Annotated in this window: 25 protein-coding genes and 2 pseudogenes; 16 read left to right on the forward strand and 11 right to left on the reverse strand. The window is 61.6% G+C overall.

The features are described 5' to 3' along the window. Positions 1 to 7: 7 nt before the first annotated feature. The 6 genes from AC5YUO_RS10175 to hmuQ all read right to left on the reverse strand — a co-directional run bounded on the left by AC5YUO_RS10175 (position 8) and on the right by hmuQ (position 3779). A complete protein-coding gene (locus AC5YUO_RS10175) occupies positions 8 to 313 on the reverse strand; it encodes an addiction module antidote protein (RefSeq protein WP_496153215.1) in 306 nt (101 codons plus the stop codon). 4 nt (positions 314 to 317) lie between these two features. Further along, entirely contained in the window at positions 318 to 614 is a 297-nt protein-coding gene (locus tag AC5YUO_RS10180) for a type II toxin-antitoxin system RelE/ParE family toxin (RefSeq protein WP_400819842.1), read from the reverse strand. A gap of 45 nt (positions 615 to 659) precedes the next feature. Then, positions 660 to 1544, reverse strand: coding sequence for a formyltetrahydrofolate deformylase (gene purU, locus AC5YUO_RS10185; RefSeq protein ID WP_496153216.1), 885 nt, complete (start codon positions 1542 to 1544; stop codon positions 660 to 662). A 238-nt stretch (positions 1545 to 1782) separates the two neighbouring features. After that, on the reverse strand, positions 1783 to 2559 hold the full coding sequence (locus AC5YUO_RS10190; RefSeq protein ID WP_496153217.1) for a YbaY family lipoprotein: 777 nt from the start codon (positions 2557 to 2559) through the stop codon (positions 1783 to 1785). A 338-nt stretch (positions 2560 to 2897) separates the two neighbouring features. Further along, a complete protein-coding gene (gene hutX / locus AC5YUO_RS10195) occupies positions 2898 to 3422 on the reverse strand; it encodes a heme utilization cystosolic carrier protein HutX (protein WP_496153218.1) in 525 nt (174 codons plus the stop codon). A 9-nt stretch (positions 3423 to 3431) separates the two neighbouring features. After that, the gene (gene hmuQ, locus AC5YUO_RS10200) at positions 3432 to 3779 is read right to left on the reverse strand and encodes a heme-degrading protein HmuQ (RefSeq protein WP_003522597.1); all 348 of its coding nucleotides are present in this window, start codon (positions 3777 to 3779) and stop codon (positions 3432 to 3434) included. 187 nt (positions 3780 to 3966) lie between these two features. Here hmuQ and AC5YUO_RS10205 point away from each other — a divergent pair, with 187 nt between their 5' ends. Genes AC5YUO_RS10205 through AC5YUO_RS10215 form a run of 3 tightly spaced genes read left to right on the forward strand, consistent with a single transcriptional unit; the run spans position 3967 to position 6724 of the window. Continuing rightward, the gene (locus AC5YUO_RS10205; protein ID WP_496153219.1) at positions 3967 to 4860 is read left to right on the forward strand and encodes a heme/hemin ABC transporter substrate-binding protein; all 894 of its coding nucleotides are present in this window, start codon (positions 3967 to 3969) and stop codon (positions 4858 to 4860) included. Beyond that, complete coding sequence (locus AC5YUO_RS10210) at positions 4857 to 5945, forward strand: FecCD family ABC transporter permease (RefSeq protein ID WP_496153220.1); 1089 nt, start codon at positions 4857 to 4859, stop codon at positions 5943 to 5945. The genes AC5YUO_RS10205 and AC5YUO_RS10210 overlap by 4 nt, the downstream gene beginning before the upstream one ends. Then, the gene (locus AC5YUO_RS10215; RefSeq protein WP_496153221.1) at positions 5942 to 6724 is read left to right on the forward strand and encodes a heme ABC transporter ATP-binding protein; all 783 of its coding nucleotides are present in this window, start codon (positions 5942 to 5944) and stop codon (positions 6722 to 6724) included. The genes AC5YUO_RS10210 and AC5YUO_RS10215 overlap by 4 nt, the downstream gene beginning before the upstream one ends. 16 nt (positions 6725 to 6740) lie before the next feature. On the opposite strand, the gene AC5YUO_RS10220 is transcribed toward AC5YUO_RS10215, so the two are convergent. Next, entirely contained in the window at positions 6741 to 7097 is a 357-nt protein-coding gene (locus AC5YUO_RS10220) for a YbaN family protein (RefSeq protein WP_400819669.1), read from the reverse strand. Positions 7098 to 7379: 282 nt separating this feature from the next. On the opposite strand from AC5YUO_RS10220, the gene AC5YUO_RS10225 reads away from it, so the two are divergent. The 5 genes from AC5YUO_RS10225 (at position 7380) to AC5YUO_RS10245 (ending at position 11666) form a co-directional block, all read left to right on the forward strand. Continuing rightward, entirely contained in the window at positions 7380 to 7775 is a 396-nt protein-coding gene (locus AC5YUO_RS10225) for a VOC family protein (protein WP_080815914.1), read from the forward strand. An 18-nt stretch (positions 7776 to 7793) separates the two neighbouring features. Further along, the gene (gene ung / locus AC5YUO_RS10230; protein WP_400819647.1) at positions 7794 to 8507 is read left to right on the forward strand and encodes a uracil-DNA glycosylase; all 714 of its coding nucleotides are present in this window, start codon (positions 7794 to 7796) and stop codon (positions 8505 to 8507) included. A 71-nt stretch (positions 8508 to 8578) separates the two neighbouring features. Then, positions 8579 to 9655, forward strand: a complete 1077-nt coding sequence (locus tag AC5YUO_RS10235; RefSeq protein ID WP_400819645.1) for a siderophore-interacting protein — start codon at positions 8579 to 8581, stop codon at positions 9653 to 9655. A gap of 194 nt (positions 9656 to 9849) precedes the next feature. Further along, positions 9850 to 10794: a VOC family protein gene (locus AC5YUO_RS10240; protein WP_496153222.1), complete on the forward strand. Its 945-nt coding sequence runs from the start codon at positions 9850 to 9852 to the stop codon at positions 10792 to 10794. A 257-nt stretch (positions 10795 to 11051) separates the two neighbouring features. After that, positions 11052 to 11666 carry an alpha/beta hydrolase gene (locus tag AC5YUO_RS10245; RefSeq protein WP_496153223.1) on the forward strand — a complete coding sequence of 205 codons (615 nt, stop codon included), beginning with the start codon at positions 11052 to 11054 and terminating at the stop codon, positions 11664 to 11666. 197 nt (positions 11667 to 11863) lie between these two features. Here AC5YUO_RS10245 and AC5YUO_RS10250 read toward each other — a convergent pair whose 3' ends face one another. Further along, positions 11864 to 12448 carry a transglycosylase SLT domain-containing protein gene (locus tag AC5YUO_RS10250; RefSeq protein WP_400819638.1) on the reverse strand — a complete coding sequence of 195 codons (585 nt, stop codon included), beginning with the start codon at positions 12446 to 12448 and terminating at the stop codon, positions 11864 to 11866. A gap of 661 nt (positions 12449 to 13109) precedes the next feature. On the opposite strand from AC5YUO_RS10250, the gene AC5YUO_RS10255 reads away from it, so the two are divergent. Beyond that, positions 13110 to 13643: a transglutaminase-like cysteine peptidase gene (locus tag AC5YUO_RS10255; RefSeq protein ID WP_496153224.1), complete on the forward strand. Its 534-nt coding sequence runs from the start codon at positions 13110 to 13112 to the stop codon at positions 13641 to 13643. A gap of 92 nt (positions 13644 to 13735) precedes the next feature. On the opposite strand, the gene AC5YUO_RS10260 is transcribed toward AC5YUO_RS10255, so the two are convergent. Beyond that, entirely contained in the window at positions 13736 to 14623 is an 888-nt protein-coding gene (locus tag AC5YUO_RS10260; RefSeq protein WP_496153225.1) for a DMT family transporter, read from the reverse strand. A gap of 240 nt (positions 14624 to 14863) precedes the next feature. Here AC5YUO_RS10260 and AC5YUO_RS10265 point away from each other — a divergent pair, with 240 nt between their 5' ends. The 3 genes and pseudogenes from AC5YUO_RS10265 to AC5YUO_RS10275 form a co-directional block, all read left to right on the forward strand. Then, entirely contained in the window at positions 14864 to 16162 is a 1299-nt protein-coding gene (locus AC5YUO_RS10265) for an adenylosuccinate synthase (protein WP_496153226.1), read from the forward strand. A 70-nt stretch (positions 16163 to 16232) separates the two neighbouring features. Continuing rightward, positions 16233 to 18551 (forward strand): hypothetical protein, encoded by a 2319-nt coding sequence (locus AC5YUO_RS10270; RefSeq protein WP_496153227.1) that lies wholly within the window; start codon positions 16233 to 16235, stop codon positions 18549 to 18551. Positions 18552 to 18880: 329 nt separating this feature from the next. Then, positions 18881 to 20046, forward strand: a pseudogene (locus tag AC5YUO_RS10275) (IS481 family transposase); the annotation flags it as partial. Positions 20047 to 20111: 65 nt separating this feature from the next. Here the strand turns inward: AC5YUO_RS10275 and AC5YUO_RS10280 are convergent. After that, a complete protein-coding gene (locus tag AC5YUO_RS10280; protein WP_496153228.1) occupies positions 20112 to 20966 on the reverse strand; it encodes a TrmH family RNA methyltransferase in 855 nt (284 codons plus the stop codon). Continuing rightward, the gene (locus tag AC5YUO_RS10285; RefSeq protein WP_496153229.1) at positions 20956 to 21348 is read right to left on the reverse strand and encodes a hypothetical protein; all 393 of its coding nucleotides are present in this window, start codon (positions 21346 to 21348) and stop codon (positions 20956 to 20958) included. The genes AC5YUO_RS10280 and AC5YUO_RS10285 overlap by 11 nt, the downstream gene beginning before the upstream one ends. 38 nt (positions 21349 to 21386) lie before the next feature. On the opposite strand from AC5YUO_RS10285, the gene AC5YUO_RS10290 reads away from it, so the two are divergent. The 4 genes and pseudogenes from AC5YUO_RS10290 to AC5YUO_RS10305 all read left to right on the forward strand — a co-directional run. After that, entirely contained in the window at positions 21387 to 22409 is a 1023-nt protein-coding gene (locus tag AC5YUO_RS10290; protein WP_496153230.1) for an RluA family pseudouridine synthase, read from the forward strand. Between the two features lie 286 nt (positions 22410 to 22695). Next, positions 22696 to 23520, forward strand: coding sequence for a class I SAM-dependent methyltransferase (locus tag AC5YUO_RS10295; RefSeq protein ID WP_496153231.1), 825 nt, complete (start codon positions 22696 to 22698; stop codon positions 23518 to 23520). Positions 23521 to 23687: 167 nt separating this feature from the next. After that, complete coding sequence (rpoH, locus tag AC5YUO_RS10300) at positions 23688 to 24590, forward strand: RNA polymerase sigma factor RpoH (RefSeq protein WP_003522581.1); 903 nt, start codon at positions 23688 to 23690, stop codon at positions 24588 to 24590. Between the two features lie 284 nt (positions 24591 to 24874). Continuing rightward, positions 24875 to 26040, forward strand: a pseudogene (locus AC5YUO_RS10305) (IS481 family transposase); the annotation flags it as partial. Positions 26041 to 26052 lie beyond the last annotated feature (12 nt).

A 26052-nucleotide genomic window follows, 5' to 3' on the forward strand; every position in this document is an offset into this window, starting at 1 on the left:
GGGCTTGTCAGGCGGCTGTATCCGCGGATGACTTCGCCACCAGCGAGAGCCTGTAGCCCAATGCATCAGCTACCTTGGCAATCGTTGCCAATTCAGGATTTCCTTCGCCGCTGAGCGCCTTGTACAAAGTCTGGCGGGGAAGGCCGGTCTGTCTGGAAAGATCGGTCATGCCCTTGGCCCGCGCCACGACGCCCAGAGCATGGGCAAGTTCCTGTGCGTCGCCGCTCTCGGTGGCGTCTGCTATGTAAGCCGCAAGCGCTTCGTCACTATCAAGGTAGCAAGCAGCATCGTAATCGCGTGTCAAAAGTGGCATGTTCTCACTCCTTGAGCGCTCTGGCCAGTTTCTTGGCTTTGGCAATATCGCGGGTCTGAGACGCCTTGTCGCCACCACACAGCAATATGATGACGACATCGCCATGCCGGACAAAATAGACCCGATATCCGGGGCCAAGATCGATCCTGAGTTCGCTGACGCCTTCGCCAACGGGTTTCACATCTCCGGGATTGCCGTCTGCCAGCCGGTAAACGCGCCGTGCGATGCGGGCACGCGCCTGCACATCGCGCAGACCCGCCATCCAATCGGCAAACTCGTTTGTTTCCCGGATCGTAAACATGACCGAATGTAAACTGCGGTTGTCATTTCGTCAATGACGAAGGTTTCACCCCATCCGCTCGGAAGCATAACTTCCCGGGCTTGGCGGGAAGACGACGGTGCGGTTGCCGTTGATGAAGGTGCGGTGGTGGATATGGGCGTGGATGGCGCGGGCCAGCACCTGGCTTTCCACATCGCGGCCAAGCGAGACATAGTCGTCGGCACTCTGGGCATGGGTGATGCGCACCGTGTCCTGTTCGATGATCGGGCCTTCGTCGAGATCGGCGGTCACGTAGTGCGCAGTTGCGCCGATCAGCTTCACGCCGCGCTCATAGGCCTGCTTATAGGGGTTGGCGCCCTTGAAGGAAGGCAGGAAGGAATGGTGGATATTGATGATCTTGCCAGACATCTTGCGGCACAGGTCATCGGAGAGAACCTGCATGTAGCGCGCCAGCACGACGAGTTCCGTGCCGCTGGTCTCGATCAGGTCCATCAGCTGGGCTTCGGCCTTCGGCTTGTTCTCCTTCGTCACTCTGATGTGGTGGAAGGGAATGTCGTGATTGACCACCACTTTCTGATAATCGAAATGGTTTGAAACGACGCCCACGATGTCGATCGGCAGCGCACCGATCTTCCAGCGGTAGAGCAGGTCGTTGAGGCAATGGCCGAAACGCGACACCATCAGCAGCGTCTTCATGCGCTGGCCGTCCGGGTAGATATCCGCCTCCATGCCGAATTTTTCCGCCACCGGCTTGAAGCCGTCGGTGATGGCCTCAAGGGAAGCGCCTTCCTCGGAGATGAAGGAGACGCGCATGAAGAACTTGCCGGTCTCGAGGTCGTCGAACTGCGAACTGTCGACGATGTTGCAGCCTTTTTCCGCCAGATAACCGGAAATCGCGGCGACAATGCCACGGGTCGATTTGCAGGCTACGGTCAGAACATAGGATGTCATGCGTTTTCCCTCAAAGACGGCGCGCCGGCGTCAACCGGCGCAGTTCGGCGCGTTCCATAGCGCAGCTCGGCGGCGGAGCAAAGCGGCAAGACGAACACAACCAAAGTCATAGGGCGGGAAAGGGGAGCGCGCCGTGCCGGAAGCGACATGGAATGTTCCATGGTCAGCACAGTTGGGGGCCAGCACAGTTGGGGCCAGCACGGCGGCGCGGGTGTTTTACCGGGGGGCGTTACGGGCCTCAGGCGCGGCGCAGGCGCATGGCCGTGCGGCCGCGGCCGTCGATCAGTTCCAGCGTGCCTCGGCGCGGCTCCAGCCGGAAGGAGCGGGTACCCTCTAGCGCTTCGATAAACTGCCGTTCCTGACGCATGATGTCAGGCGCGCAGGCCATCTGGGTGGAAATCATCCGGCCGAAATCGACACGGTTGCGGCTGATCTTCACTTCACCGCCGATGCCGTTGCAGCCGGCATTACCGGAAACCCGGCCCTCGCGGGAAATTTCGAGCGTCGCCTGACGACGGCCGCGAACCCGCTCGCCGCGGATCTCCTGCACCAGCCAGCGCCCGTCGATGCCGGCTTCCGGCTCCGGCCTGCCCGGACCCGCGCCGACGCGCTCCAGTACCAGATCGGTGTCGTCGCGACCGCCGGTCAGGACGGAATAACGGCGCGTTGTGGTGAAGAGCAGCCGGTCGCGGTCGCGGATTTCGGCGCTCAGCGCATAGGAGCGGCGGCCACGGATGTCGCGGTCATCATAACGCAGCACGAAGGGGACCGGCACCTGGCCGCGCGGGCGGATGGTGGTTTCGGCAATCGTCTGCGACGGCGCGTCCGCCAGCGAAACGTCGATGAGGCGCACGGTGACGGTCGCGCCCGGCGGCAGGGCGATGCGTTCGCGATAGGAGACGCTGCCGCGCAGGCTTGCCGGCGCCGCCGCCGCGCCGCCCGCCGCAAAAAGCGGGGCGAGAGCCAGGAGACCGGCAAAATTGCGGCGCGAAAGAAGAGGCTGTTGGTCGGTCATGATGCTTGCTCCGTGCTGGTTCCGTTTGAATTTCAGGGGATGATAAAAAACGGCACTGAACGGGCGATGAACCGGATTTTCACACCTGTGCAGGCGAAGGCATTTGGTGTGGGTGGCGAGGGAGTGCTTCAGGGTTCTATGCTGTTTGCGTCCGCTCCACCCCTCATCCCTGTGCTTGTCACAGGGATCCAGCCGACGCGCGTCTGCGCGGCGAGGAGAGTCCTTTCAGCCCAAGGACTTGGGCTGGCTGGATTCCTGTGACGAGCACAGGAATGAGGAGAGAGGGGAGGCCGCATCGCCCAAGGGAACAAGTCCCTGCCAGCGGCCTCCCCAGGGTCTCAGCCGCGAAAACCGTCCCGCAGCGCTTCGAACTTCGCCAGTTGTTCCGTCAGCAATTCCTTGTTCTCGTCGCGGCGGACGAAAATCTTGAACATGGCGCCGCCTGTGGCGTTCATGAACCAGACGGAACAGGAACGGCGGCCGTGGAAGCCGCGGTCGACGAAGGTGATGCCGGCGCAATTGTCCTTCTTGATGTGACCGCCGATGGGGCTGTCGCCGTGGATGTTGAACCAGCCGTGGCTTTCGCTACCTTCCGGCAGGTGGCCCGGCACTTCCAGCACGATATCGCCGGTCTGCACGATCATCAGGACTTCGCCCCAGCCGCGCATCTCGTTCCAGATGGCGTCGAAGCGGTCGGCTGCGGCGGAAACGGCCGCACCTTCGGGCAGGATCGCCAGAATTTCGGCCGGCGTCACCTCGGCCTTGGCGGCGATGGCCTCCACGATGCCATCAGGCTTTTCGGCGAGCGCAGCGGCGGCGCGGGCCTGCCTGTCGTCGTCGGTCTTTTGGGCTGCAATGCTCATCTGATGGCCTCAGGCGGCAATCGAACGGCGTTCGCCATTCTTGTCTTCATGGATGATGACGTCGAAGCCTTCGAAATGCGGGCCGGAGAGATATTCCACCTTGCCACGGTTTTCGCCGGCCTTGGCGTGGGCGGCGCGGAACTGTTCGGATTTCGTCCAGGCAAGGAAATCGTCCTTGGTCGCCCAGACGGTGTGCGAGGCATAAAGCGTGTGGTCGTCCGCCTTCGGGCCTTTCAGCATGTGAAATTCGATGTAACCCGGCAATTCGCTGAGGTGCGATTTGCGCTCGCGCCAGATGGATTCGAAGGTTTCTTCATAACCCGGCACGACGCGAAAGCGGTTCATTGCGATAAACATGAAATTCTCCCTTTAAGTTTCCAGTTTCAGTCAGGATATCCAGCCGCAGGGAGGTTGGGAAGGGGTTCACGACAAAGCGAACAAATTTACTCCACTTATCGATTGCGCGGCTCATAAACATGTGTAAAGAACTCAAGATTAAATGACGCCGGCGAAGCTGTGCCGGGTCGTGTTTCAGGATAGCGCCATGTTGAATTCCCGCCTTCGCACCTTCGTTTTCGCCGCCCTCGTGCCCGCGGCCATCGCCTTTGCCGCACCGGCCGCCATGGCTTCGGACAAGGGTAATCCGCAGGCGAAACGCATCGTTGCGGTGGGCGGCACGGTGACGGAAATCCTCTATGCGCTGGGCGCGGGAGACCGCATCGTGGCGCGTGACAGCACCAGCAGCTATCCGGCCGATGCGCTTGCCAAGCCTGACATCGGTTACATGCGGGCGCTGTCCTCCGAAGGCATCCTGTCGCAGAAGCCCGATCTCATTCTCTCCGAGGACGGATCCGGCCCGGCCGATGTCATCGCCATCTTGAAGGCAAGTGCCGTGCCTTTCGTCACCGTCGATACGCCGCCGAGCGGCGACGCCATCCCCAAAAAGATCGAGGATGTCGGCGCGGCCGTGGGTCTTTCGGACAAGGCGAAGGCGCTGGCCGCCGAGACCAAAGCCGGGCTCGATGCGCTCGCCAAAGATGTCTCCGCCGTCCCGGAAAAGGGCAGGAAGCGGGTTCTCTTCGTGCTTTCCACCGCCGGCGGCCGCATCATGGCGGCGGGCAAGGATACCGAAGCCGCCGCGATCATCGAAATGGCGGGCGGTATCAATGCGGCTCAGGAGATCAATGGTTACAAGCCGCTGACGGATGAGGCGGTCATTGCCGCAGCACCCGATCTGGTGCTGACCATGGCGCGCGGCGACCATGCCGCCAGGGCGGAAGAGATCTTCGCGCTGCCGGCCTTCCAGTCCACGCCTGCCGCCGCGGAGAAGGCGCTCATCAACATGGATGGGCTTTATCTCATCGGTTTCGGCCCGCGCACGCCCGCTGCGGGCCGCGAGCTGGCAGCCAAGCTCTATCCTGACGTGGTGAAGCCGTGAGCCTTGCCGTCTTGAGTTCGGCTGAAGGCAGGGTCGCGGGCGACAGATCCCGTCAGGGGGTCGTCACCCTCGCCGTGCTCGTCGGCATCCTGCTGTTTGCCTGTGGTGTGTCGCTTGTCAGCGGACCCACGGGCGTCGGCATGTCCGAACTCTGGACCTACCTCACCGGTGGGGCGGATCAACTCGATGCGCGTGACAGGATCATTCTCGAGGCGGTTCGCCTGCCGCGCACGGCGCTCGGCATGTTGATCGGCGCGGGGCTTGCCGTTTCAGGGGCGATGATGCAGGGCCTGTTCCGCAATCCGCTGGCCGATCCCGGCATTGTCGGGGTCACCTCGGGTGCGGCGCTGTTTGCGGTCGCGGCCATTTCTCTCGGAGAAGGCGCGCTTGCCACCGTCGCCGTGTTTTTCGGCCCGCATTTCCTGCCGCTGATGGCGTTTTTCGGCGGGCTGCTGAACACTTGGGTGCTTTACCTGATCGCGACGAAGGATGGCGCCACCTCCACCACCACGCTCATTCTGGCCGGCATTGCGGTGGCGGCGATCAGCGCTGCGCTGACGGGGCTGATGATTTTCATGGCCGATGACCGGGCGCTGCGCGACATCACCTTCTGGTCGCTCGGTTCGCTCGGCGGGGCGACCCCCGCCAAGGTGCTCGCCACCTTGCCTTTCATCATCGTCGTACTCGCCATCATTCCCTTCGTTGCCCGCGGGCTGGATGCGCTGATTCTGGGCGATGCCGCGGCCTTTCACATGGGCATCCCGGTGCAGCGGCTGAAGCGGATCGTCATTCTGGCCGTTGCCGCCGCCTGCGGGGCAAGTGTGGCGGCGGCCGGTTCCATCGGTTTTGTCGGCATCGTCGTGCCGCATCTGCTGCGGCTCGCCGTCGGCCCGTCGCACCGCTTCCTGCTGCCCGCCTCCGCCCTTGGCGGGGCGGCGCTGCTGCTTCTGGCCGACAGTTTCGCCCGCACGGTGGCGGCGCCGGCGGAACTGCCGATCGGCGTCGTCACGGCGCTTATCGGCGCGCCGGTTTTCCTGTTCCTGCTGTTGGGACGCGGCGGTTTTTCCATGCGGAACATGTCATGATCCGGGCCGAAAACCTCACCCTCATCCGCTCCGGTCGCCGGCTTCTCGATGCGGTCAGCGTCGATCTGAAGCCCGGCAAGGTCAATGTCATCATCGGCCCCAACGGTGCCGGCAAATCCACGCTGATGAAGGTTCTCTCGGGCGAGATGCGGGCGGAAAGCGGTTCGGTGACCTATAACGATGTCGACCTGCCGGCCTTCACGCCGGTCCAGCTCGCCCGTCTCAGGGCCGTGCTGCCGCAGAGCACCCAGCTTGCTTTCCCCTTCACCGCGCTCGAAATCGTGCGCATGGGGGCTGTCGCACAAGGGTCCCGCGCGCCGGAAGAGCAGGCCCGCCGGGCGCTCGCCAAGGCCGGGCTGCGCGGTTTCGAGCAGCGGTCCTACAACATGCTCTCCGGCGGCGAACAGCAGCGGGTGCAGTTTGCCCGGGCGCTGGCGCAGGTGCCGAACCCGATGGAAAATGGCGAGGCGCGGGCGCTCTTCCTCGACGAGCCCACCGCAAGTCTCGATATCGGCCACCAGATCGCCGTGCTGGAAACGGCGCGCGACTTTGCAAGCGGCGGCGGTCTGGTGCTCGCCATCCTGCACGATCTCAACCTTGCGGCGGAATTTGCCGATCAACTTATCGTCATGCATGGCGGCCGGGTGACGGCGAGCGGTCCCTCGCTGGAAACGATCAGCGACGAGACGATTGCAAGGGTCTATGGCATTGGCGGTGTCGTCGGCCGGCTGCCGGCGCGGCATATTCCTTACGTGCTGCCGCAGTCGCGCCACCGTTAAAGGGCCGTGCTTCGCCTCAGCTTTCCGGCCGGGTGACGATGAAGAGCGCAGAGCCGAGCATGACGGCGGCGACGATGGCCGCGCGCAGCGGCGGCGGCTCGCTCAGGAACCAGAAAGCGGCGTAGCTGACGGACATGGCCGAAAGCGCCGCGATCTTGGCCTTGCGGGCGATTGCGCCGCGTTCGCGCCAGCGCCGCAAAGAAGGGCCGAATCTGGGGTGGGCCAGCAGCCATGCCTCGAGTTTTGGCGAAGAGCGGGAAAAACACCAGAGCGCCAGAAGCAGGAACGGCGTGGTGGGCAAAACGGGAAGAAACGCGCCGACAATGCCGGTCGCGACCATAAGCCAGCCAAGACAGAGATAAAGAAGGCGCATGCATAAGCCGGTATCATGAGTTCCCTACTCATGATAGAGCGGCGGTGCGAAATCTGCGAGCCCTGTTGCCGCAGGCCCCTGTCGCAGCGCCTTACCGCGGAACCTTACCGCACGGGGCGAAGCGAAGGTTTTCTCCATCACATTTATCGTGATCGGTGCTTCGCCCGTCGGTCGGGGGCGCCTTTAGGGTTGAAAGCGAGGCACGCAGTCTTTATCCCCTTGGGCCGCGATGCCCGGAGCACAACCGGGCCGTCAAAGGTTAAGAAGAAGAAGGAAAACACCATGGCCAAGCTGATCCACTCGATGGTCCGGGTGCTGGACGAAAAGCGTTCGGTGGAATTTTACAGGCAGGCTTTCGGGCTCGAGGTTGCGGAACGCGCCGAGTTCGAAAACTTCACGCTGATCTATCTCAGCAATGCCGAAGGCGATTTCGAGCTGGAACTGACCGTCAACCGGGGTCGCGAAGTGCCCTATGCACTGGGTGACGGCTATGGTCACCTTGCGGTCAGCGTGGCCGATGTGGATGGCGAGCACCAGCGCTTCACCGAGATCGGCCTTTCCCCCGGAAAGATCATCGAAGCCGATTATAAGGGCCAGCCTTTCGCGAAATACTTTTTCATCTGCGATCCGGATGGTTACAAGATCGAAGTGCTGCAGCGCGGCAACCGGTTCAAATAAGCTCTGATGGAGGCAGGCATGGCAGAGGCAGGCGTCAAACTCGAGGATAGCTGGAAACGTGTTCTTTCCGGCGAATTCGCCAGCCCCTACATGCTCAAGCTGAAAGAGTTCCTGCTTGCCGAAAAGACCGCCGGCAAGCGCATCTTCCCCAAGGGCGCGGAATATTTCCGGGCGCTGGATCTCACGCCTCTCGATGAGGTCAAGGTCGTCATTTTAGGGCAGGACCCCTATCACGGGCTTGGCCAGGCGCATGGCCTGTGCTTTTCCGTCCAGCCCGGCGTGCGCATTCCGCCCTCGCTTGTCAATATCTACAAGGAATTGCAGAGCGATCTCGGCATTCGCCCGGTGGCTCACGGTTTTCTGGAAAGCTGGGCGAAACAGGGCGTGCTTCTGCTCAACAGCGTGCTGACGGTGGAGGAATCCCGCGCCGCCTCGCATCAGGGGCAGGGCTGGGAAAGGTTCACCGACGCCGTCATCCGCGCCGTCAACGACGAATGCGATCATGTCGTCTTCCTGCTCTGGGGTTCCTATGCCCAGAAGAAGGCGGCCTTCGTGGACCAACGCAAGCATCTGGTGCTGCGCTCGCCGCACCCGTCCCCGCTTTCGGCCCATAACGGCTTTTTCGGCAATGGCCATTTTTCCAAGGCAAACGCCTTTCTCGCCTCCCACGGACGCCAGCCGATCGACTGGCAATTGCCGGAAACGGTGGGAAGCGACAAAAACCTTCTCTAGATACTCATAAAATACCTTTACGCTTTGCGGTTGTCGGGATTAAAGATAACCGGACTATAAAGTGAAGGATTATGCCCGTGTCTCTCCTGTCTGCCGAAACCTCCGTCTCGCTGCCCGATCCGCTGTCGATCGTCGATGCTTTCGAGGATCATTTTTCCGAGCATATGGAGATGGAGCGCGAAGGTGCTACGGTGCGGTTCAAGACGGAATACGGCCATGGCAGCTTCAGCGCCGAGGGCGGCCGTTTCGCGGCAAGCGTCAGCTGCATTTCCGAACATATATTGATGTCGGTAAAGGCCATGGTGGCCGAGCATATCGTCGAGTTTTCCGGCGAGACGGGGCTGGATTTCCGCTGGAGCGGCCATGGCGCGCAACAGCGTGAACTGCCCAATCTTTTCGTCGGCAAGGTTGCCCGCGCCTATAATCTGACGCCACATATGCGCCGGCTGGTGGTGTCCGTCGAAAGCGGCATCGAAAGGCTGCTCTCCGGCGGCATGCATGTGCGGCTGCTTCTGGTGCCGGATCAGGCCCGTGCGCCGGTCTGGCCTTATCTTGCGCCCACCGGGGCGATCGTCTGGCCGGCGGGCGATGATCTTCTGACACGGCGCGTCTATACCATCCGCTCCGGCGATATCGCGCGCGGTGAAGTCGATATCGACTTCGTCATGCATGAGGGCGACCACATGCCGGGCGCGACCTTCGGCGCGACGGCAAAGCCCGGCGATGTTCTCGGCATCATCGGCCCGAGCGGTGTCTGCCCGGAAGCCGAGCGTTATGTCTTTGCCGGTGACGAGACCGCGCTGCCGGTGATGCTGCGCATGGCGGCCGAAATGCCGGCCGGGAAAAAGCTCAGCGTCTATGCCGAAATCGACGACGAAGCCGAGCGGCAGGAGATCGCCTGCGCGGCCGATGTGGAATGGACATGGCTTTATCGTCGTGGCAAGCCCGCCGGCACCGCCGGCCTGATCGAAAAGGCGCTGCGCGATCATTCCTGGAGCGCGGATCATCAAGGCCTGCATGTCCTTGTCGCCTGCGAAAAATCCGAGGCGAGGGCGGCAAAATCCTTCCTCACCGACGAGATCGCCCTGCCGAAGGCGGCGCTGCGCGCCGTCGGTTACTGGACCATGGGCGTCGCCGACGATCATTGAGCCGAGGATCACTGAGCCGACGATCCTTGAGATTGCCTTGCGGGGCTGATTGAACAGTAAACTTTATCGTTCATCATTCGGGAACAATCCGTTCCCGTTGCCCACTCTATGCCTGAGAGCGCTCTTACCCCATCTTTACGCCATGAACAGGGCAGGCCCCAATGCGAGGCCCGCCAGGCGAAAAGGGGTTTATCATGCTCAACCAGATCAAGGGCCTGCACCACGTCACCTCGATGGCGGCGAGCGCGCGCCAGAACAACAGTTTTTTCACCGATACGCTCGGCCTGCGCCGGGTGAAGAAGACGGTCAATTTCGACGCGCCTGACGTCTATCATCTTTATTATGGCGATGAGATCGGCACGCCCGGCTCCGTCATGACCTATTTTCCGTTCCCGCATATCGCCCGTGGCCGTCCCGGCACCGGCGAAGTGGGCACGACGCTGTTTTCCGTTCCCGAGGGATCGCTCGGCTACTGGCAGGAGCGCCTTTCGAAGGCCGGAGTGGATGGCCTGAAGGCCGATCAAGCCTTCGGCAACAAGCGCCTTCATTTCGCCGGTCCCGATGGTGACGGCTTTGCGCTGGTCGAGGTCAGGGACGACAACCGTGCGCAATGGATCGGCAATGGCGTCGGCGCGGATCAGGCGATCCATGGTTTTCAGGGCGCGTCGCTGCGTCTTCGCGACGAAGGTGCGACGGCCGAGCTTTTGAAATTCATGGGCTATCAGGAAGTGGATCGCCAGGATGGCGTGCTGCGCCTCGGTATTCCCGGCGGCAACGGCGCCGACTTTATCGACATCGAAACCATGCCGAATATTTCTGGCGCGCGGCTGGGTGCGGGGTCCGTGCACCACATCGCCTTTGCGGTCGAAAACCGTGAAAAGCAGCTGGAGGTGCGCAAGGCGCTGATGGACACCGGTTATCAGGTGACGCCGGTGATCGACCGCGATTATTTCTGGGCGATCTATTTCCGCACTCCGGGCGGCGTGCTGTTCGAAGTGGCCACCAACGAACCCGGTTTCGACCGCGACGAGGACACTGCCCATCTCGGCGAGGCGCTGAAGCTGCCGACCCAGCACGCGCATCTGCGCTCCGTGCTGGAGGAGCATCTGGAGCCGCTGGGGGATGAGAAGGCGGCCTAACCTCTCGATAGCGTTTGGCAGGACATTGCCGCGTATTTCTTCTCCCCGTCCGGGGAGAAGGTGGCCCGAAGGGTCGGATGAGGGGGCTAGCTCTCCGGATATCTCGACCCTCGCCCCCTCATCCCGCTGCCGCGACCTTCTCCCCGGCGGGGAGAAGAAACAAGCGGCGCTCGCTCGCTCCACATGACATTGCTCCGCCTGGCTGAAAAAGCCGTGCGGAAGCCGCTGAACCTCCTCCTTTCAGAAAGGATCGTCCCATGACCAAGGACAGTTATTTCCACAAATCCCGCGCAGGTGCTGCCGGTGCACCGCTCTTCGTTTTGCTGCATGGCACCGGCGGCGATGAGAACCAGTTCTTCGATTTCGGCGCGCGTCTGTTGCCGCAGGCCACCATTCTCTCGCCGGTCGGCGATGTTTCCGAACACGGCGCGGCGCGTTTCTTCCGGCGCACGGGAGAGGGCGTCTACGACATGGCCGATCTTCAACGGGCGACCGTCAAGATGGCGGATTTCATCAAGGCGAACCGGGAGCATTATCAGGCGGGTCCGGTCATCGGCCTCGGCTTTTCCAATGGCGCGAATATTCTCGCCAATGTGCTGATCGAACAGCCGGAGCTTTTCGACGCCGCGGTGCTGATGCATCCGCTCATCCCGTTCGAACCGAAAATCTCCCCTGCCAAGGCCTCGCGCCGGGTGCTGATCACGGCCGGCGAGCGCGATCCGATCTGCCCGGTGCCGCTGACGACGGCGCTGGAACGGAGCCTTAAAGCGCAGGGCGGCACGGTGGAAACCGTGTGGCACCTGGGCGGGCATGAAATCCGCTCCGGCGAGATCGATGCGGTCAGGGGTTTTCTGGCGGCTTATGGGGAATAGGCGTGTGGCTGCACAGGCGTTCTCCGTCTGGCGCGACCATTCCGGCACCATGCCGCTCCCGACAAAACGTCATCCTCGGGCTTGACCCGAGGATCCACCGCCCGGCGTGACCATGGATCCTCGGGTCAAGCCCGAGGATGACGGAGGATGTTTGCTACTCCGCCCCTTGTTCTCAAGTGAACTTGTCCAGTCTCGCCTCAGCGATATCCGCATTGCTGCAGCTGCGCCTCGTAACGCAGGGCCATGTTGGCGGAGCGGCGGGCGGCCTTCTGGACGGCGGAATTGTTGCGCCAGCTGCCCTTCGCATAACCGGCATGGCCGGAATAATAGGCGAGGTAGAGATTATAGGGGTCGTTCAGCGAAATGCCGTTTTCGCGCCGGCTCTTGGCGTGATACCAGCCGACGAAGTGGATGGCATCGGTGAAATCGGTGCGGCTTGCCGACCAGCGGCCGGTTTCACGCTGGTAGACGCTCCATGTGCCGTCCAGCGCCTGGGCATAACCATAAGCGCTGGACTGGCGCGTCCAGGGAATGAAGCCGAGAAGCTTGGTGCGCGGTGGCCGCGCATAGGGGCGGAAGGCGGATTCGGTATAGATCGTCGCCATCATGACAGGTACGGGCACGCCGAATTCGCGCTCGGCCGCTTTCGCATCGCGCCGCCAATTGTTGAAGATGCCGTTCCGCTGCTCGAAAATCGCACAGGCGTTGGTCACCTGCGACGGTGCGGTGGCGCAGCCGGCCAGGACGAGCATCAGAAAGACAACGGCAGATACGCCACGCATAACGGAACCCTTTCGTTCCGCTATTCTTAAATTGCTAACCATTAACGTCGGGTTTTAAGACAAGGTTAATTCAAATGCCGCCGATCGGAGGCCCGTTAACCCGCTGAAAATTCCTGTGTCCGGGATGGGGCGAAACGGCCTTCCGGACGCCTTTTTTCAAGATGTATTTATCCCCGCGCGTCCACGGTTCCGCCGGCCCGGCTATACTTGGCCCATCCCGGTCATCAGGCGTGCGCGCGGCGCAGGATGGACGGGGCAGGCGGCCGAAACCGGGGAGTTTCCCGATGTCACGGTCAAGGCAGCCGGCACATGCCCATCCTCCAAACAGGAACCGGTTTGGCGGGCGGGCATATGTTTCAAGCCGGGGCCGCATCGTCTGCAAACCCTGCAATACCCTTCAATACCCCCGCAGCGATGCGGCCCCTTCATTGCTTCCCAACGTCGCCGCGGAATTCGCGGTGACGGTATCGGCGCATATTCGAAAAAAAGCGTCCGCTGTACAAAAATGAAAACCGATAAAATTGTAGCAATCGGCTTAAAGCCGCCGAAAACAGTGCTGTGCCATTGTGGGATCACAGACGGGGAGCGGCCTTGAAAGAGGTGCTCCGCAAAACAGAAATCGAGACCGGCACAAGCCGGCGGATCGCAAACGGGGTATGAAATGCTGAAGAAGATTATTGCTGCCGCCATCTGCGGAATTGCCGTTGCTTCCATGTCCAACCATGCCGATGCGGCCGGCGCTGCCGGTTTTGCCCGTGGTTTCGCCGCCGCCGAGAAATCCGCCGTCACCCAGATCGGTATTTCCGCGCCGGGCGGTTTCGATGGCTGCGTTCTTGCCGCCGGCCAATGCGTTTCGACCATCGCCGCGCCGCTGACGGTCCAGCGCCGTGAGGAACTGCTGCGCGTCAACCGCGACGTGAACGCCACCATGGGCGCGCTCGACGATTATTTTTCCGGTTTTGCGACCGATCTTCCGGCAACGCCATCGTTGAGCCTTGGCGATTGCGGTGACTGCGCCGCCATCAAGCGCACGGCCCTTGCCGGCGCCGGCTGGTCTTCGAGCGCGCTGCGCCTTGCCTTTTCGCTGAACAATGACGGATCGCTCGAAAAAGTGCTGATCGTTACCACCGACAAGGGCGATATCGTTCTCGGCAATGCCGTCTTTTCTCCGGCCAAGCGCGAAACCGCGCTCTGACCTTTCTGCTCGAGCATCGGAAAGATTTTTCGATCCGACGCTCCATTCTTTCATGCCTGCCAGACTGCGCCGGTTTTCCTGACCCTGTTGGTTCAGGAGGCCGGCGATTTTTTTCGTTCCGCGACGGCAATGCCAGCCAGCGCCATGACGAGTGCCATGATCTGGTAGGTATGCAGGGTTTCGCTGAGGACGACAACGGACAGCAATGTGCCGAAGACGGGCACGAGGTTGATGAAGAGGCCGGCGCGGTTGGCGCCGATCTGCTCCACGCCCTTGATGTAGAGGATCTGCGCGATGAGCGACGCAAAAATGGCGGCATAGACCACCAGCACCCAGCCCTTCTGATCCGGCCAGATGACGCTGTCGCGGGAAATCTCCCAGAAGACCAGCGGCACCGAGGTGAGGAGGGCGAAAAAGGCGGGGATGGCCATCAGCGTGCGCCAGTCGACGGCCGGTTTCCAGCGCAGGATGACGGTATAGATGGCGTAGACCAGCACGGCGAGCAGCATGACGGCGTCGCCGACATTCATTTCCAGCTGCAGCAGCGAGAGAGGATCGCCATGCGAGGCAAGCAGCGCCACGCCTGCGATGGTGAGGCAGAAGCCGGCGATCTGGCCGAACAGCACGCGGGTGCGGAACAGGATGAAGTTCAGAACGAAAATGACCATGGGAATGCCGGCCTGGATGACGGCGGCATTGATGGCCGAGGTGTGCTGCAGCGCCGTGTAGAGAAACACGTTGAAGGCGGTGTAACCGACGCTGCCGAGCACGAGGAAATAGGCCAGGCGCTTTTTCACCACTGGCCAATCCCTGATGAGCTGCGGCACGGAAATGGCGAAGATGATGGCGACGGCGAGGACCCAGCGCAAGAAGGTGAAGGCCATGGGGCTGATGTGGCCGACGGCCAGCTTGCCGGCAACGGTGTTGCCGCCCCAGCAGAGCGTGGCGATGATGAGGGCGATATAGGCTTTCGAAGGCACGCTGATGTTTCGCTTCTGCAAGGGGCGGGAAAATGGAGAGGGGTGAGCGGCGGCCTTGCGCCCGCGCCTGGCCCCCACGGGGCGAGATAATGCGGGAAATCCGCGCCTTGTCACGGAAAAAGCAAAATTCTCCATAAGAAACAGGGTCGCTTTCCGTAAAACAACACAGTATACATTCGCGGGTTTGGGTTTCCCATCGGGTTATCGGGCGCGCAAGCGCCATGAGCAGGAAAGCAAGAAATGACGAATGTTGTGGTGGTCGGCTCGCAATGGGGCGACGAAGGCAAAGGCAAGATTGTCGACTGGCTGTCCGAGCGGGCAGATGTCGTCGTGCGGTATCAGGGCGGTCATAATGCCGGCCATACGCTTGTCATCGATGGCATCAGCTACAAGCTTTCGCTTCTGCCGTCCGGCGTCGTGCGTCCCGGCAAGCTCGCCGTCATCGGCAATGGCGTCGTGGTCGATCCGCATGCGCTGATCGCCGAAATCGGCCGTCTGGAAGCGCAGGGCGTCAAGGTCACGACGGAAAACCTGCGCATTGCCGACAATGCCACGCTTATTCTTTCGCTGCACCGCGAACTGGACGGCATGCGCGAAGACGCCGCCTCCAACAGCGGTACGAAAATCGGCACCACCCGTCGCGGCATCGGCCCGGCTTACGAAGACAAGGTTGGCCGCCGCGCCATCCGCGTCATGGATCTGGCCGACATGGAGGCGCTTTCCGCCAAGGTTGACCGTATCCTCACGCACCATAATGCCCTTCGCCGTGGTTTCGGCGCGGCCGAAGTTGCGCATGAGACGATCATGGAAGAGCTGGGCTCGATTGCCGAGCGCATCCTGCCGTTCAGCGAAACCGTCTGGCTGCTGCTCGACAAAAAGCGTCGCGCCGGCGCGCGCATCCTGTTTGAAGGCGCTCAGGGTTCGCTGCTCGATATCGACCACGGCACCTACCCTTACGTGACCTCTTCCAACACGGTTGCCGGCCAGGCCGCCGCCGGTTCGGGCATGGGTCCGGGTTCCCTAGGCTACATTCTCGGCATCACCAAGGCTTACACCACCCGCGTCGGCGAAGGTCCGTTCCCGACCGAGCTGAATGACGAGATCGGCCAGTTCCTGGGCGAAAAGGGCCATGAATTCGGCACCGTCACCGGCCGCAAGCGCCGCTGCGGCTGGTTTGACGCCGCACTGGTGCGCCAGTCGGTCGCCACCAATGGTATTACCGGCATCGCGCTCACCAAGCTTGACGTGCTTGACGGTCTCGATGAGCTGAAAATCTGCGTCGGCTACAAGCTTGACGGGCAGGAAATCGACCATCTTCCGGCCAGCCAGGGCGCACAGGCGCGCGTCGAGCCGATCTACATCACGCTGGAAGGCTGGAAGGAATCTACCGTCGGTGCCCGAAAATGGGCGGATTTGCCTGCTCAGGCAATCAAATATGTCCGTCAGGTCGAGGAATTGATCGGGGCGCCTGTCGCGCTCCTGTCGACAAGTCCGGAGCGTGACGACACCATACTTGTGACTGATCCGTTTGAGGATTAATGTCCTCGGCGATCTAGATTCATAAACCATATCGGGCCGGTACGTCGCCGGTCACGACGAGAAAGTGCTTATGGCGGATTTTGTAGCAGTCATTCGCAAGGCCGTGGATGGCTTGGCGAACAATACTCCCGAAAACCGGGCGAAGGTTTACGACAAGGCGCGCAGTGCGGTTGTGCGCCAGCTCGAGAATATGAAGCCACGTCCGCCGGAAGAATTGTTGCGCCGGCAGATCGCCAAGCTGGACGCCGCCATTGCCGAGGTGGACAGCGAATATGCCGAGGCGCTTCCGGCGCTGGAGGAGGATGACGCTGTCTCGCCTGCCGCGGAAGAGACGGCGGCATCCTATTACCAGCGGGATGCTGCCGACGAAGACGAGGCCCGCGCCGCCGAACCGGCAGAGCATGCCGACCGGGAAGAGGAGCGGCACGAGCCGGCCTACGAAGAGCCCGCACCCCCTGAACCCGCACAATCGGAACCCGCACAATCGGAGCCGGCTTACGCAGAAGCCGCCGAAGAAGAAGAGCCCCGGCACATTGATACCGTTGCCGATGACGCGCAGCGTCACGGTCAACACGAGCCGGAAGAGCTTTATGATGCGCCGGAAACGGTTCATAAAGCTCCTGCCCCGGCACACGCCTCCGAGGAAACCGTCGGCACCTATTTCACCCGGGCGGATGAAGAGCCGGCTCACCAGCAGGAGCCTGAAGCGGCGCCCGGTGCTGCCGATGATTCCGTTCCCTCCCATTGGGCGCAGCCGGTGGATGAGGATGACTGGCGCAAGCTCGATGAAGCGCAGGGCGAGGATGTGCGTCCGGCCGCCGAGGAATATGAAGAGGTTCGCAACGAGACCGACGAACGTCCGCTCGTTGCCGGTTATGCCGCGCAGCATTACCAGGAACCGGACGTAAGTTTCGAGCCCGCCCCTTACGAAAAGCCCGCCCCTTATGAAAAGGATGAGCGGCGCGAGGCGGATGACCATTTGGGCCCCGCCGCCGTGGAGCATGCTCCGGTGTTTGGCGGCCGGCACGATTTTGACGACCATCACCGGACGGAAGAGCAGGCTCCGAAAAAGGCGGCCGTGGTCGAGGATTTCTCGTCCTATTTCCAGGATGCGGATATTGCCATTCCCGCCAAGGACGCGCCGGCGCTGCCGCGTGCGGATAACGATCCCTTCGGCGATCAGGCAGCGGCAAAGGACAACAAGGAACGGACGCCCTGGGACGATCTGGACGAGCTGATCGGTTATGACGGCGCGTCGTCCTCCACCCGTCAGGCTTCGGACGAAACCAATGGTATCGGCGCTGTGGCCGCGACGCCCGCCTATATGGTCAAGAAGAAGCCGCGCCGCAATTATGCGTCGCTGGTGCTGGCCCTTGTCGGCGTGGCGCTGCTTGCCGGCGGCGGTTATGCCGTGTGGATGAACCGCGATGCGCTGAACGACATGGTCGGCGGGCTGGTCAGTTCCGCGCAGAACGGCGGCAATGGCCAGACGGCTTCGAACGGTACGGGTGAGGCGCAGACCTCGACACCGCCGGCGACCCAGCAGCCGCCCGCCACGGGGCAGCAGCCGACAACCCCGACCAACCATCAGACGCCGACCCATGGCGATGACGGCTCCGTCACCGGCACCAAATTTACCCAGCGGCTTCTGGCCGACGGCACCGAGCGTGACGAGGGACCTGCCACGGGTGTGAACGGCCAGCCGGTGACGGCCGAAGGCCAGTCGGTCTATGAGCAGAATGTCGCGCCGCCGCCTGCGGGCGAGGCTCCGGCCAATACTGCCGGTGCGCCCGCCGGCACCCCGCCGGCGCAGCAGCCTGCCGCTGCCGCCACCGGCGACCGCATGTTCCTTTATGAGGAAGTGCTGGGCCAGACGGTTCCGACCGCCATTCAGGGCAGCGTTTCCTGGTCGCTGCAGCAGGAAAATGACGGTGACGGCAAGCCTTCGCCCACCGTGCAGGGCCAGATCACCGTTCCCGGCCGTGGTCTCAGCGCGCTGATCACCTTCAAGCGCAATACCGATCCGTCGCTGCCTGCCAGCCATCTGATCGAGATTGTCTTCTCGGTTTCGCCCGGCTTCGAAGGTGGCGCTATCGACAGCGTCCAGCGCATCGCGATGAAGAGCACCGAGCAGGACCGTGGCAACGCGCTGATCGCGGTTCCGGCCAAGATCACCGATGATTTCCACATGATCGCGCTCAACGATTTCCCGGATGCGATGAAGACCAATCTGGAGCTCTTGAAGACGCGCAACTGGATCGACATTCCGGTATCCTACCGCAATGGCCGGCGTGCGCTGCTGACCCTGCAAAAGGGCAATGACGGCATCGCCGCCTTCGACAAGGCGCTCAGCGAATGGGCGGCGGCAACGCCGGCGACCGGGCAGTGATGATTTAAGGGCGGCTCAGGGCCGCCCTTATCATTTTAACACAGCAGGTGCCGGGCTTATTGAACGGCTGCGGCGGTGTCTTTGCTTTGTCGGGGGATGGGTTTTGGAGATGTTGGTGAGTGTGGCTCACCCCCCTCTGCCCTGCCGGGCATCTCCCCCACAGGTGGGGAGATCGACTCGCGGCAAGGTTTCGCCTTTCTTGACAGTCGAGATAGCGCAATGCGGGCGCGTCTTGCCAATCTCCCTCCTTGTTGTAAAGACCGGAGACATCCCTGACAGGTGTTCGGAGACATCCCTGACACTTTTTCTGCTTGGCAGAGGAGGTCGGGATGGCTTGGCGGGAGTTGTCTGTCATGGATCAGCGCAAAGAGTTTGTGATGCTTGCGAGGTTGGATGGGGCCAATGTTTCGGCCCTGTGCAAGCGCTTCGGGATCAGTCGGCAGACGGGTTATCTCTGGCTGCGGCGGGCAAAGGCGGGAGAGGCTGTACAGGATCGCTCCCGTCGTCCGCATTCAAGCCCTCGACGTACATCCGATGATCTGGAGCGCCGTGTTCTTGATATGCGTGACGAGCACCCTGCCTGGGGTGCTCGCAAGATCGCAAGGCGCATGCAGGACCTGGGCATGGAGCCTCCCTCGGCCTCCACCGTACATGCTGTTCTTTCTCGCCATGGCCGGATCGGAACGCAGGCAGGTGAGCGCATGGCAGAGGGCCGCTTCGAGCGTGAGGCCCCTAATCTTCTCTGGCAGATGGATTTCAAGGCGCGCGCACAGATGGCCTGCGGCAACTGGTGCTACCCTCTGACGATCATCGATGATCACTCCCGCTTTGCCATCGCCATCGAGGCCTGCCTCAACGAGCAGCTAGAGACCGTACAGGCCAAGCTGGAGACGATCTTTCGCCGCTATGGCATGCCGCTGGCCATCTACTGCGACAACGGCAATCCATGGGGTGCGGGTGTGCCCAACCAGTGGACACGCTTGCGGGTCTGGCTTTTGAAGCTTGGCATCGAATTGATCCATTCACGACCCTATCATCCACAGGGGCGTGGGAAAAACGAACGGTTTCATCGCAGCCTCAAGGCTGAAGTAACGGACTTCGCCACGCTGAGCGATCAGACACATGCCCAGAGAGCCTTTGATCGCTGGCGTGAGGTCTACAATCACCATCGCCCGCATGAAGCGATCGGCATGGCCGTTCCTGCAAGCCGTTATCGACCTTCCCCACGCACTTTTCCCCACCAGCTTCCTGAGCCCGTCTACGACAGAAGCGAGATCATTCGGTGCGTCAGTTCCACCAAAGGCTATGTCAGTTTCAAGGGCAAGACATGGCGCATACCCAACGCCTTCAGAAGCGAGCGCCTGGCCATCCGGCCCCTTAACCGCACAGGTCTTTTCGGCGTCTTCTTCGGGGCAACCCAGATCGCAAAGATCAACCTCGAAGACAAACTCTGACTGTCAGGGATGTCTCCGAACACCTGTCAGGGATGTCTCCGGTCTTTACACTTGTGGGGGAGATGCCCGGCAGGGCAGAGGGGGGTAAGCTACAGCCACCGAAGACCTAAACCCGCCCCATCACCCCCGCCATCTGATAAAGCGCCAGCCCGGAAGCCGTCCCCGCATTCAAGCTATCAAGCTGCGGCGACTGCGCAATCCGCGCCGTCTGAAAACGTGACAGCACCGATTGCGGCAGCCCCTCGCCCTCCGTGCCGATCACCAGCGCCATGCGTTCGGATCGGGGAATATCGCGTATCTCCGTCTTGCCGTCAGGCGAAAGGCCCCAGATCGCAAATCCGGCCCCAGAGAGCCGCTCCAGCATCTCCACCGCCCCGCCACCGCGATGATAGGGCACCGACAGCACCGATCCCACGGAAACCCGCAGCGCCTTACGATAGAGCGGGTCGCAGCACGTCTCGTCCAAAAACACCGCATCGGCATAAAAGGCCGCCGCATTGCGGAACATCGCGCCCAGATTGTCATGGTTGGAAATACCGCAGCCCACGAGCACCAGAGAAGACGCGGGAAGCGCCGCCGTCATCTGCGCCAGCCCATCATCGCGCACCCGGCGGCCGAGCGCCAGAATGCCGCGATGCAGGTGAAAACCGACGATACCGTCCAGCACCGGCGCTTCAGCCACATAAACGGGAACGTCATCAGGAAAATCGGCGAGAATATCCGCAACCCCGGAAAGCCGGTTGCGCAGGATCAGGATGCTTTCCGCCGCAAAGGCCCCGCCCGCTTTATGGGCAGCGGCCAGCATGCGCAGCACCACCGTACCTTCGGCAATGAAGCGGCCCTGCCGGCCGGTGAGATCGCGCTCGCGGATGTCGCGAAAAGCGGCGATGCGCGGATCGGCGGGATCCTCGACCGGGATCAGCGCCCGACCCTCCAGCCGGTCATTGCCCTCACTGGCCATCGACCGTCACATCGGCAAGGAACCGGCCAGCCGCGACGTTGAAGACCAGCGCCTTGCGGGTGCCGTTGGCAAGCCGGCCGTAAAACAGCATGTCGCCGCCGGAATAGCTGACATTGTCGATCACAAAGCCCTGCGGCAGGCTGGCGGTGACGGCAACCGGTCCGTTGCCGGTGGGAACCGCAAAGTTCGGCGCTTCGCTTTGCGTCTGAACCGTTTTCGACGGCCCCATCGCCTTGTAGACAACCGCACCGAAGACGGCCATAAGGCTGATAAACATCACGGAGCCCGACACGATCTGCAAACGGATCATCTTGCGGCGAACTTTTTCCATGGCCGGATCAAGCGGCTTGTCTTCCTGTTCGTCTTGCTCGATCTGCGTCATCGGGTTCCCTGAAATGCTGATGGATCGGAAAAATAAGAATGAACGACCCCTTTAAACAAGGCGGAGACGCAAGGAAAGTCCTGATTGCCGGGGAAGACGCCGAAGGCCGCCTCGATTCCTGGCTGGCCGGCGAAGTCGGCGGCGACTTCTCCCGCAGCCGCCTGAAAGCGCTGATCGAACAGGGCGCCGTCTCCATCAACGACAAGCCGGTGACGGAGCCGAAAAAGAAGGTGCATCCGGGCGATCGCATCGAGATCGTCATGCCGGAGCCGGAAGACCCCGTGCCGCAGGGCGAGGATATTCCGCTCGACGTGGAATATGAGGATGAAGACCTGATCGTGCTGGTCAAACCCGCCGGTCTCGTCGTGCATCCGGGCGCCGGCAACTGGACCGGCACGCTGGTCAACGCCCTCATCCACCATTGCGGCGACAGCCTCTCCGGCATCGGCGGTGTCAAGCGGCCGGGCATCGTGCACCGGCTGGACAAGGAAACCTCCGGTGTCATGGTCGTGGCGAAGAACGACAATGCCCATCGCCATCTCGCCGCGCAATTTGCCGACCATGGCCGCACCGGGCCGCTGGAGCGGGCCTACAAGGCCGTCGTCTGGGGTCGCCCGCGCACCCTGCGCGGCACCATCGACGCAGCGCTCGGCCGCAGCGCTGACCGCACCAAACGCGCCGTCAAGCATGAGGATTCAGACGACGCCCGCGAGGCGATCACCCATTACGAGGTGATGGAGCGTTACCATGAACGGCCCGATGCCACCTGCCTCGCCTCGATGGTGGAATGCCGGCTGGAAACCGGCCGCACCCACCAGATCCGCGTGCACATGGCCCATATCGGTCATCCGCTGATCGGCGATCCCGAATATGGCGCGGCCTTCCGTACCAAGGCGAACCTTCTCGAAGAGCCGGCAAGGAGCACCGTCCGCGGCTTTCCGCGGCAGGCCCTGCATGCCTATCTGCTGGCTTTCGAACATCCGCGCACGGGCGAGGTGATGGAGTTCGAAACCGACATGCCCAAAGACATGGAAGAGTTGCTGACTGCCCTGCGCAGCTAAAAACCTGCATGGCGCGGTCAAAAAACTGCGCCATGCATTTCGCCGGAAGCCCCGGATAATAAAAAAAGATTAGCGGATAGCGATATTCCGCAGTCGGTCCTTTTTATAGACCGCCCCAATTTCGCTTCAATCGTCGCACCTCCTCGGCCCCGCGCAAAGCTTGAAAGCGCCGCTGTGAAAACCGTGGCCGCACAACAGCTTGGCCGGGAAAGACGCCGCAGGAAACGCCATTCGTTCAAGTCGCATAGCCCGAACGGAACCGGCATGATGACGGGATTTATCACCTATGAATATCGAAGACCGCCGGTTTATATTCCAGGATCTGCGCAGCGTCGAAGGTTACATCGACCCGCCCGATGCGCTTGTCTTCAAGGCTCTGTTGCAGGCCCAGACCAAAAGCGGCCTTGAAGGCGGCATGGCGGAAATCGGCGTTTATTATGGCCGCTCCTATTTCCTGCTGCGCAAATTCGCGCAGACGCAGGAAAAGGTGCTGGGCGTCGATCTTTTCGATCTCGATCCGCCCGACGATGGCAGCCTCGATCAATATGAGCGCCTGATGGAAAACGGCCGCCGGCTGGGATTTCCAATGGATGAGGACCTCATCATCAAAGGCGACAGCACCCGGCTGGCGCCTGCCGAGATCACCGCGCGCATCGGCCCGGCGCGCTTCTTCAGCATCGATGGCGGCCACCATCTGCATCATGTGCTGGCCGATGCGAAGCTGGCGATGGAGGCGATCGCACCGCATGGCATCATCGTCTTCGATGACACCTTCAACCCCGCCTGGCCGGAGGTGACGGTGGGCGTCGCGGATTTCCTGCGCACACACGGCCACAGCCTCGTCTGCTTCGGCATGACGAAATACAAAACCTATGTCTGCCGCCGGGAATTTCACGCGACCTATGCGGACGCGATTGCCGCCGATCCCGATCTGCAGGCGCTTTCCCATGTCGAGACGCAGTTCCTCGGCTCGAAGGTGGTGCGCCTGCACAATCCCATGCGCCGACGGGTCATGTATGAGCTTATGGTGCGCTCCGGCCTTGGCGGTTTCTCGGAACGAATCTACCGTTCGAAAGTTAAACAGGTGAGAGAAGGTGTCACCGGAACATAACGCATGTGTGAACGCAGCGTTCGCTTGAAACGCGGCGGGCGCGTACATATCTGTCACATGGGTTCGTGCGGGGTCGGTAACGACCCGCAGCTTACGGTGTGCCTCGGGCGGACGATTTGCCACGCCAAAGAGGGTGCCGTTCCAGACCATAGATAAGGGGGTGCTTTATGGCCCGCAATAGTTTGCCTACGATTACAGCCGGCGAAGCCGGTCTCAATAGATATCTCGACGAAATCCGTAAATTTCCGATGCTGGAGCCGCAGGAAGAATACATGCTTGGCAAGCGTTATGCTGAGCATGGCGACCGCGACGCCGCGCATAAGCTCGTCACCAGCCATCTGCGTCTCGTCGCCAAGATCGCCATGGGTTACCGTGGTTACGGCCTGCCGATCGGCGAAGTCGTCTCCGAAGGCAATGTCGGCCTGATGCAGGCGGTGAAGAAGTTCGATCCCGAGCGCGGTTTCCGTCTGGCCACCTATGCCATGTGGTGGATCAAGGCCTCGATCCAGGAATATATCCTGCGCTCCTGGTCGCTGGTGAAGATGGGCACGACCGCCAACCAGAAGCGCCTGTTCTTCAACCTGCGCCGGCTCAAAGGCCGTATACAGGCAATCGACGATGGCGATCTGAAGCCGGAACACGTCAAGGAAATCGCGACGAAGCTTCAGGTGTCTGAAGAAGAAGTCATCTCGATGAACCGCCGCCTGCACGGCGATGCCTCGCTGAATGCGCCGATCAAGGCGTCCGAAGGCGAGTCCGGCCAATGGCAGGACTGGCTGGTGGATGACCATGACAGCCAGGAAGACGTGCTGATCGAGCAGGACGAGTTGGAAACCCGCCGCCGCATGCTGGCCAAGGCCATGGGCGTGCTGAACGACCGTGAGCGCCGCATCTTCGAGGCCCGCCGCCTTGCCGAAGACCCGGTGACGCTGGAGGAACTCTCCTCCGAGTTCGACATCAGCCGCGAACGCGTGCGCCAGATCGAGGTTCGCGCCTTCGAAAAGGTGCAGGAAGCGGTACAGAAGGAAGCGCTGGAAGCGGCGCGTGCCTTGCGCGTGGTGGATGCGTAAGGCAGCACGCTCTCGACGCCAAAGCGCTGACCATGAATCATCCTCGGCCTTCGGCCGGGGATTTTTTGTTTGTAAAAGGCGGGCGATGGGAAATGGTCTGCCTCTGAGACCCGCGATCGTGCTGGAGGAAAAGCGGTAGGGAGAATATCCTCGCTTCGGGGGATGCCGCTTACCCCCCTCTGTCCTGCCGGACATCTCCCCCACAAGTGTAAAGACCGGAGACATCCCTGACAGGTGTTCGGAGACATCCCTGACACTTTTTCTGCTTGGCAGAGGAGGTCGGGATGGCTTGGCGGGAGTTGTCTGTCATGGATCAGCGCAAAGAGTTTGTGATGCTTGCGAGGTTGGATGGGGCCAATGTTTCGGCCCTGTGCAAGCGCTTCGGGATCAGTCGGCAGACGGGTTATCTCTGGCTGCGGCGGGCAAAGGCGGGAGAGGCTGTACAGGATCGCTCCCGTCGTCCGCATTCAAGCCCTCGACGTACATCCGATGATCTGGAGCGCCGTGTTCTTGATATGCGTGACGAGCACCCTGCCTGGGGTGCTCGCAAGATCGCAAGGCGCATGCAGGACCTGGGCATGGAGCCTCCCTCGGCCTCCACCGTACATGCTGTTCTTTCTCGCCATGGCCGGATCGGAACGCAGGCAGGTGAGCGCATGGCAGAGGGCCGCTTCGAGCGTGAGGCCCCTAATCTTCTCTGGCAGATGGATTTCAAGGCGCGCGCACAGATGGCCTGCGGCAACTGGTGCTACCCTCTGACGATCATCGATGATCACTCCCGCTTTGCCATCGCCATCGAGGCCTGCCTCAACGAGCAGCTAGAGACCGTACAGGCCAAGCTGGAGACGATCTTTCGCCGCTATGGCATGCCGCTGGCCATCTACTGCGACAACGGCAATCCATGGGGTGCGGGTGTGCCCAACCAGTGGACACGCTTGCGGGTCTGGCTTTTGAAGCTTGGCATCGAATTGATCCATTCACGACCCTATCATCCACAGGGGCGTGGGAAAAACGAACGGTTTCATCGCAGCCTCAAGGCTGAAGTAACGGACTTCGCCACGCTGAGCGATCAGACACATGCCCAGAGAGCCTTTGATCGCTGGCGTGAGGTCTACAATCACCATCGCCCGCATGAAGCGATCGGCATGGCCGTTCCTGCAAGCCGTTATCGACCTTCCCCACGCACTTTTCCCCACCAGCTTCCTGAGCCCGTCTACGACAGAAGCGAGATCATTCGGTGCGTCAGTTCCACCAAAGGCTATGTCAGTTTCAAGGGCAAGACATGGCGCATACCCAACGCCTTCAGAAGCGAGCGCCTGGCCATCCGGCCCCTTAACCGCACAGGTCTTTTCGGCGTCTTCTTCGGGGCAACCCAGATCGCAAAGATCAACCTCGAAGACAAACTCTGACTGTCAGGGATGTCTCCGAACACCTGTCAGGGATGTCTCCGGTCTTTACACTT

The sequence above is a fragment of the Agrobacterium sp. LEGMi-208b genome (assembly GCF_059511785.1).

What these genes read in the sequence shown, in the direction of transcription:
- AC5YUO_RS10295 (WP_496153231.1), top strand. Translation starts at nt 22,696, where the DNA reads ATGAATATCGAAGACCGCCGGTTTATATTCCAGGATCTGCGCAGCGTC.
- AC5YUO_RS10220 (WP_400819669.1), bottom strand. Translation starts at nt 7,097, where the DNA reads ATGCGCCTTCTTTATCTCTGTCTTGGCTGGCTTATGGTCGCGACCGGC.
- AC5YUO_RS10205 (WP_496153219.1), top strand. Translation starts at nt 3,967, where the DNA reads ATGTTGAATTCCCGCCTTCGCACCTTCGTTTTCGCCGCCCTCGTGCCC.
- hutX (WP_496153218.1), bottom strand. Translation starts at nt 3,422, where the DNA reads ATGAGCATTGCAGCCCAAAAGACCGACGACGACAGGCAGGCCCGCGCC.
- AC5YUO_RS10225 (WP_080815914.1), top strand. Translation starts at nt 7,380, where the DNA reads ATGGCCAAGCTGATCCACTCGATGGTCCGGGTGCTGGACGAAAAGCGT.
- AC5YUO_RS10265 (WP_496153226.1), top strand. Translation starts at nt 14,864, where the DNA reads ATGACGAATGTTGTGGTGGTCGGCTCGCAATGGGGCGACGAAGGCAAA.
- ung (WP_400819647.1), top strand. Translation starts at nt 7,794, where the DNA reads ATGGCAGAGGCAGGCGTCAAACTCGAGGATAGCTGGAAACGTGTTCTT.
- AC5YUO_RS10270 (WP_496153227.1), top strand. Translation starts at nt 16,233, where the DNA reads ATGGCGGATTTTGTAGCAGTCATTCGCAAGGCCGTGGATGGCTTGGCG.
- AC5YUO_RS10190 (WP_496153217.1), bottom strand. Translation starts at nt 2,559, where the DNA reads ATGACCGACCAACAGCCTCTTCTTTCGCGCCGCAATTTTGCCGGTCTC.
- purU (WP_496153216.1), bottom strand. Translation starts at nt 1,544, where the DNA reads ATGACATCCTATGTTCTGACCGTAGCCTGCAAATCGACCCGTGGCATT.
- AC5YUO_RS10240 (WP_496153222.1), top strand. Translation starts at nt 9,850, where the DNA reads ATGCTCAACCAGATCAAGGGCCTGCACCACGTCACCTCGATGGCGGCG.
- hmuQ (WP_003522597.1), bottom strand. Translation starts at nt 3,779, where the DNA reads ATGTTTATCGCAATGAACCGCTTTCGCGTCGTGCCGGGTTATGAAGAA.
- AC5YUO_RS10245 (WP_496153223.1), top strand. Translation starts at nt 11,052, where the DNA reads ATGACCAAGGACAGTTATTTCCACAAATCCCGCGCAGGTGCTGCCGGT.
- AC5YUO_RS10215 (WP_496153221.1), top strand. Translation starts at nt 5,942, where the DNA reads ATGATCCGGGCCGAAAACCTCACCCTCATCCGCTCCGGTCGCCGGCTT.
- rpoH (WP_003522581.1), top strand. Translation starts at nt 23,688, where the DNA reads ATGGCCCGCAATAGTTTGCCTACGATTACAGCCGGCGAAGCCGGTCTC.
- AC5YUO_RS10280 (WP_496153228.1), bottom strand. Translation starts at nt 20,966, where the DNA reads ATGGCCAGTGAGGGCAATGACCGGCTGGAGGGTCGGGCGCTGATCCCG.
- AC5YUO_RS10180 (WP_400819842.1), bottom strand. Translation starts at nt 614, where the DNA reads ATGTTTACGATCCGGGAAACAAACGAGTTTGCCGATTGGATGGCGGGT.
- AC5YUO_RS10175 (WP_496153215.1), bottom strand. Translation starts at nt 313, where the DNA reads ATGCCACTTTTGACACGCGATTACGATGCTGCTTGCTACCTTGATAGT.
- AC5YUO_RS10285 (WP_496153229.1), bottom strand. Translation starts at nt 21,348, where the DNA reads ATGACGCAGATCGAGCAAGACGAACAGGAAGACAAGCCGCTTGATCCG.
- AC5YUO_RS10290 (WP_496153230.1), top strand. Translation starts at nt 21,387, where the DNA reads ATGAACGACCCCTTTAAACAAGGCGGAGACGCAAGGAAAGTCCTGATT.
- AC5YUO_RS10250 (WP_400819638.1), bottom strand. Translation starts at nt 12,448, where the DNA reads ATGCGTGGCGTATCTGCCGTTGTCTTTCTGATGCTCGTCCTGGCCGGC.
- AC5YUO_RS10255 (WP_496153224.1), top strand. Translation starts at nt 13,110, where the DNA reads ATGCTGAAGAAGATTATTGCTGCCGCCATCTGCGGAATTGCCGTTGCT.
- AC5YUO_RS10235 (WP_400819645.1), top strand. Translation starts at nt 8,579, where the DNA reads ATGCCCGTGTCTCTCCTGTCTGCCGAAACCTCCGTCTCGCTGCCCGAT.